This is a genomic window from uncultured Flavonifractor sp., from assembly GCF_944383115.1.
Taxonomy (GTDB): Bacteria; Bacillota; Clostridia; order Oscillospirales; family Oscillospiraceae; genus Flavonifractor.
In genome coordinates this window covers 1-4,363 of record NZ_CALWOJ010000129.1, presented here as the reverse complement: position 1 = coordinate 4,363, position 4,363 = coordinate 1, and the positions used below count along the sequence as shown (strand labels likewise).

The following is a 4,363-nucleotide window of genomic DNA, read 5'->3' as shown; positions in this document are numbered from 1 at the left end:
CCCACCACCCAGTCGGCCACGCTGCGGGCCCGGGCGGAGTGGTACAGGTTGTCGTAGTCGGCGGCGGGGCGCAGGTGGGCGAAGCCCTCCTTGATGGCTCTGTCGGTTTGGGAGGAGATCCACAGCCGGCGGGCCGGCTTCTTCCAGCCTGCCTTCTCCATGATCCACCGGGCCACCAGTTCCCCCTCCCGGCCGGCGTCGGTGGCGATGACCAGCTCGGAAACGTCGCCCCGTCGCATCAGGGCCTGCACGGCCCGGAACTGCCGGCCGGACTGGGGGATGACCACCGTTTTCATTTTCTCCGGCAGCATGGGCAGGGTAAGCAGATCCCACTTGGCCCAGGACTTGTCATAGTCCTCCGGGGGCGCCAGTTCCACCAGATGGCCCAGGGCCCAGGTGACGATATAGCGATCCCCCTCCAGGAAGCCCTCGCCGGACTTTTTGCAGCCCAACACCCGGGCCAATTCCCGCGCTACCGAGGGCTTTTCCGCCAATACCAGTGTTTTAGCCATATTGTTTCTCCTAACCGCCGAAAACGGCGTTTTTGGGTAATTTTCTCTTGTTGACATCTGTGGAACCGCCTGCTATAGTGAAGTTAGTAGGAGACCCTGCTGATGTGCTGACTGAGAAAGGAGTACAGTATGTTTGGGTTTGCTGGGCTACAGATCAAGATGAGCCAGAATTTGCCCCCGGAGGATCACATGGATCATGAGGAGCGGGCCTGCCGGAAGCGGGCCAGGGACGCGGAATGGAGCTTCCGTGTGTCCAAGGGCTACGAAAAAGATACCTTCTGGAACCGGGTCAAGTTCAACATGACCCACAAAGACTGAGTTTGTTTACAGCCGCGGGCTTTGCCCGCGGCTTTTTTATGCTTACAGGGAGATGCTCCAGTTGCCCAGCTGGTCCAGAATGGGGATGAGGCGCTTGCAGGGTTCGGTGATCCTGTACTCCACCCGTACCGGCACCTCCAGATATTCCTGCCGCTCCACCAGCTTGTCCTCCTCCAGCTCCCGCAGGGCGTTGGCCAGTACGGTGTTGGACACCCCGTCCAGGGTCTTTTTCAGCTGGTTATACCGAGTGGGGCCGTTGTTGTAGAGAGAGCAGAGGATCTGCATCTTCCACTTGCCCCCGATGAGGGTGAGGGCCCGGTTAAGGGGGCAGGTGTCCATGCAGGGACAGTTTTCGTGGATGACGGCCATCAGGTCAGTTCCTCCTTACCTGGTACGGAATTTCTGCGTTCTTGCACAGACGTCATATAGGTACTATAATACTACCAGGTTGTAAAAATGAAAAGTATTTTTTAGGAGGAATTTCCATGCCGCCTTATTTGACCGGCCTTGGCATCGGCCTGGCCTATGTGGCCCCCATCGGGATGCAGAACCTGTTCGTTATCAATTCCGCCCTGACCCAGCCCCGGCACAAGGCGCTGCTCACCGCCCTCATCGTCATCTTCTTTGACATCACCCTGGCGCTGGCCTGCTTCTTCGGCATCGGCGCGCTGATGGAGCGATTCACCTGGCTGCAAATGGTCATTCTGCTGGTAGGCGGCGCCATCGTGATCTGGATCGGCATCAGCCTGCTGCGGGATAAGCCCACGATGGATCATGACGTGGACGTGAACATCTCCCTGCCCCGGGTGGCGGCCAAGGCCTGCGTGGTTACCTGGTTCAATCCCCAGGCCATCCTGGACGGCACCATGCTCTTCGGTGGATTCCGGGCGGGCAACCCCGGCGGGGTGAGTACCCAGCTGATCCTGGGCTCCTCCACCGCCTCCTTCCTGTGGTTTTTCGGCATCACGGTGGTGATCTCCCTCTTCTCCGCCAAGTTCAACGACAAGATCCTGCGGGTCATCAACATCGTCTGCGGTATCATCATTATTTTCTATGGCGGCAAGCTGATCTGGCAGTTCTTCCAGATGGTCATGTAATACATACAATGAAAGTCCCCTCCGACCGGAGGGGACTTTTTTGTTTGTTCAAGTGTTCAGGCCTTTACCAGATGGATCAGCACGTCGGTCATCTTGTGCAGGGCGTCCACCGGGATATATTCGTGGACCCCGTGGAAGTTGACGCCGCCGGTACACAGGTTGGGGCAGGGGAGGCCCATATAGCTCAGCCGGGCCCCGTCGGTGCCGCCCCGGATGGGTACCTCCAGCGGCGTGATGCCAACGGCCTCCATGGCGGCCCTGGCCCGGTGGATCAGGTACATATGGGGCTCAATCTGCTCCCGCATGTTATAGTAGGAGTCCTTCAGTTCCAGCTCCACCGTACCGGCCCCATATTTGGCGTTGAGATAGTCCACAGCACGGGCCAGGAAGGCCTTCCGATCCTCAAACTTGGCCCGGTCATGGTCGCGGATGATATAGGAGAGGGTGGCGGTGGTCTCGTCGCCGGACATGTCGCACAGGTGGTAGAAGCCCTCCCGACCCTCGGTGTGGGCGGGGGCCTCGGCGGGAGGGAACAGATTGACCAGCTCCACGGCCATGAGGATGGCGCTTCTCATCTTGTTTTTGGCGGAACCGGGGTGGATGTTCACCCCGTGGATGGTGATCTGGGCGCTGGCGGCGTTGAAGTTCTCGTACTCCAGCTCACCCAGTTCACCGCCGTCCACCGTGTAGGCCACCGCCGCGCCGAAGCCCGCCACGTCGAAGTGGTCGGCGCCGCTGCCCACCTCCTCGTCAGGGGTGAAGCCAACGGCGATGCGGCCGTGGGGAATTTCCGGGTGGAGGGCGAGATATTCCACAGCGGACATGATCTCCGCCACGCCCGCCTTGTCGTCGGCCCCCAGCAGGGTGGTGCCGTCGGTGACGATCAGATCCTGGCCCACATAGCTGGCCAGGCTCTCAAACTCGGCGGCGCGCATCACGATCTGCTTTTCCTCATTAAGGACGATGTCGCCTCCCCCATAGTGGACGATGCGGGGCTTTACCTCGGCGCCCGGGGCGCTGGGCGAGGTGTCCATGTGGGCGATGAGGCCCACGCAGGGGATGCCCTCGCAGCCCGGGGTGGCGGGCAGCCAGGCGTAGACGTAGCCGTATTCGTCCATGTGGGCGTTGTGCAGGCCCATCTGGCTCAGCTCCGCGGCCAGTTCTGCACCCAGCGCCTTCTGCTTCTCGGTGGTGGGAGTAGTCTGGCTATGCTCGTCCGACTGGGTGTCGTACGCCACATACTTTAAAAAACGTTCCACAGCGTTCATGTTCTGCGTCCTTTCTCCCGGATTCCGCCTCTTTTTCTTGACGCAGTCCGGGCAATGGAATACACTGAAAGAAATACTACCCACATTGTACCATAAGAGGAGCGGGATTGCTATGGTAACAACACAGGAATTTACCTTTCCTTCCAGCGACGGCGTCCATCTGGTGGGGGCCACCTGGTGGAAAGGAGAGACGGAACGGCCCCGGGCCATCGTGCAGCTGGTTCACGGGATCTCCGAGTACATCGGCCGGTACGACGCCTTCGCCCGGTTCCTGGCCGAGCGGGGGTACTGGGTGGTGGGCCACGACCATCTGGGCCACGGCCGCACGGCGGCCGACCCGTCGGAATACGGCTGGTTTGCCGACAAAGACGGCTGGAAATATGTAGTCAAGGACACCCGCACCCTGCGGCGGCTGGCGGGTGAGGCCTGCCCGGAGGCCCCATATTTTATCATGGGCCACTCTATGGGTTCCTTTGTGGTGCGGGGCTACCTCAGCTTCTGGCCGGGCACGGTGGACGGGGCCATTTTGTCAGGCACCGGGCAGGAGGCCCCCGCCAAGGTCAACGCGGGACTGGCCATCTCCGGCCTGCTGCTGAAAACCAAAGGCCCCAGGGCCCACAGCAAGCTGCTGGACAACCTGTCGGTGGGGGCCTACAACAAGCAGTTCAAGCCCACCCGCACCGGGGCGGACTGGATCTCCCGGGACCAGGCTGTGGTGGACGCCTACTGCGCCGATCCTCTGTGTCAGTTCCTGCCCACGGTGAGCATGTTCCACGACATGATGCACGGGCTCAACCTGCTGGCCCGGAAGAGTACCCTGGCCCGGCTGGACCCGGATACGCCGGTGTACTTCTTTGCCGGCGACCAGGACCCGGTGGGCCAGCGGGGCAAGGGGGTCAGAAAGGTGGCCCGCTGGTTCAGGGAGGCGGGGGTGAAGGACGTATCTGTCAAGCTCTACCCGGAGGGCCGCCACGAAATGCTCAACGAAACCAACCGCCAGCAGGTCTATGAGGATGTACTGGCCTGGCTGGAGGGGCATTTAAAGAAGAAAGAGGCATGACAAAAGCGGCCGCGCACAGCGCGGCCGCTTTTTGAGTGGGATCAGCCCGGAGGCCAGGTCATGTCCCGGCCCGCCAGCACATGGAAGTGCAGATGGTGGACGGACTGG

6 protein-coding genes are annotated in these 4,363 nt (G+C 61.1%); 3 read left to right on the top strand and 3 right to left on the bottom strand.

The window, feature by feature from the left end; all coding sequences use genetic code 11:
• The coding region (locus Q0K43_RS10455) for a toprim domain-containing protein (RefSeq protein ID WP_297290471.1) at positions 1–512 on the bottom strand (512 nt) is incomplete at its 3' end.
• Positions 513–641: 129 nt separating this feature from the next.
• On the opposite strand from Q0K43_RS10455, the gene Q0K43_RS10450 reads away from it, so the two are divergent.
• Positions 642–830, top strand: a complete 189-nt coding sequence (locus Q0K43_RS10450; RefSeq protein ID WP_297290470.1) for a hypothetical protein — start codon at positions 642–644, stop codon at positions 828–830.
• A 42-nt stretch (positions 831–872) separates the two neighbouring features.
• Here Q0K43_RS10450 and Q0K43_RS10445 read toward each other — a convergent pair whose 3' ends face one another.
• Positions 873–1,199: a winged helix-turn-helix transcriptional regulator gene (locus tag Q0K43_RS10445; RefSeq protein ID WP_297290469.1), complete on the bottom strand. Its 327-nt coding sequence runs from the start codon at positions 1,197–1,199 to the stop codon at positions 873–875.
• A 116-nt stretch (positions 1,200–1,315) separates the two neighbouring features.
• Here Q0K43_RS10445 and Q0K43_RS10440 point away from each other — a divergent pair, with 116 nt between their 5' ends.
• Entirely contained in the window at positions 1,316–1,927 is a 612-nt protein-coding gene (locus Q0K43_RS10440) for a LysE/ArgO family amino acid transporter (protein ID WP_297290468.1), read from the top strand.
• A 56-nt stretch (positions 1,928–1,983) separates the two neighbouring features.
• Here Q0K43_RS10440 and pepT read toward each other — a convergent pair whose 3' ends face one another.
• Positions 1,984–3,195: a peptidase T gene (gene pepT, locus Q0K43_RS10435; protein ID WP_297290467.1), complete on the bottom strand. Its 1,212-nt coding sequence runs from the start codon at positions 3,193–3,195 to the stop codon at positions 1,984–1,986.
• A 112-nt stretch (positions 3,196–3,307) separates the two neighbouring features.
• Here pepT and Q0K43_RS10430 point away from each other — a divergent pair, with 112 nt between their 5' ends.
• On the top strand, positions 3,308–4,255 hold the full coding sequence (locus tag Q0K43_RS10430) for an alpha/beta hydrolase (RefSeq protein WP_297290466.1): 948 nt from the start codon (positions 3,308–3,310) through the stop codon (positions 4,253–4,255).
• The last annotated feature ends 108 nt before the right edge of the window (positions 4,256–4,363 follow it).